Genomic DNA, 1,469 nt, shown 5'->3' on the forward strand with positions numbered 1-1,469 from the left:
ACCAGCATGTCCCAGCCATACGGCAGCACACCCATCCCGCCGAACTGCTTGCTGCCGATCAGCGACAGGATCGCCATGCCCGGCAGGTACGCCACCAGCCACCACGCCGCCTTCAGATCCTGGTTGAAGCCCGTGAAGCCCGACTTCGCCTGGAAGTAGAAGAACACCGGCAGCGCGACGATCATCAGCAGGATGATCTCGCCCGTCAGCGGCCACTTCGCCCAGTACAGGATCAGCGATGCGCACACGAACGCGAACGGCGCGATCACGCCCATGCCCGGAATGCGCAGCGGACGCTCCAGGTCTGTCGCCGAGCGGCGCAGCGACATCAGGCTGATCGGACCCGTCAGGTACGAGATCACCGTCGCCACCGAAATCACCGCCGCCAGCGAACTCCAGCCGCGAAAGAAGAACAGGAAGATGAACGACACCAGCAGGTTGAACCACATCGCCGGACGCGGCACGCCGTACAGCGGATGCACACTGCCGAACATCTTCGGCATCGTGTTGTTGCGCTCCATCGCGTAGATCATGCGCGTGGTCGTCGCCATGTAGGTCGTGCCCGTGCCGCTCGGGCTGATGAACGCATCGACGTACAGCAGGATCGCCAGCCAGTTCAGGTTCAGCGCGATCGCCAGTTCAGCGAACGGCGACTTGAAGTTGAACTGGTTCCAGCCCTTCATCACGTCGGCCGGGCTCACCGCGCCGATGTACGCGACCTGCAGCAGCACGTAGATCACCAGCGCCAGCAGAATCGAGCCGATCACCGCGAACGGCACGCTCTTCGCCGGGTTGCGCGCCTCGCCCGCCAGATTGACGGGGCTCTGGAAGCCGTTGAACGCGAACACGATGCCGCTCGTCGCCACGGCCGTCAGCACCGCCGACCAGCCGTACGGCGCAAAAGTACTCGTCTCGCCGAGATTTTCCTTGTGAAAGCCGCTCATCATCAGCCCGAGAATCGTCAGGCCCGGAATGATGAACTTGAAGATCGTGATCGCCGTGTTGGCGCGCGCAAAGACCTTCACGCCCCAGTAGTTCAGCAGGAAGTAGACGATCACCAGCGCCGCCGACAGCAGCAGCCCCGGTGTCGTCAGCGAGCCGTCGATGAACAGGTTATGCGCCCATTCGTACGGCCACGTGCTCATGTACTGGATGGAGGCCTCGGCCTCGATCGGAATCACCGACACGATCGCGATCCAGTTGGCCCATGCGCTGATGAAGCCCACCAGCGCGCCGTGCGAATAGCGCGCGTAGCGCACCATGCCGCCCGACTCGGGAAACATCGCCCCCAGTTCGGCATACGTCAGCGCGATCGCGAGAATCACCACAGCGCCGATCACCCACGCGCAGATCGCGGCAGGACCTGCGATCTTGGCCGCCTTCCAGGCGCCGAACAGCCAGCCCGATCCGATGATCGAGCCAAGCCCCGTCAGCATCAGCGCGAATGGGCCGATGTGCCGTTGAATAGA

1 protein-coding gene is annotated in these 1,469 nt (G+C 63.4%); it reads right to left on the reverse strand.

All coding sequences use genetic code 11. The features are described 5' to 3' along the window. Positions 1-1,469 (reverse strand): APC family permease (locus AABE10_RS36170; protein ID WP_342937835.1); only part of this gene is annotated, 1,469 nt, incomplete at both ends.

Source organism: Paraburkholderia diazotrophica (assembly GCF_038900755.1).
GTDB classification, from domain to species: Bacteria; Pseudomonadota; Gammaproteobacteria; order Burkholderiales; family Burkholderiaceae; genus Paraburkholderia; species Paraburkholderia diazotrophica_A.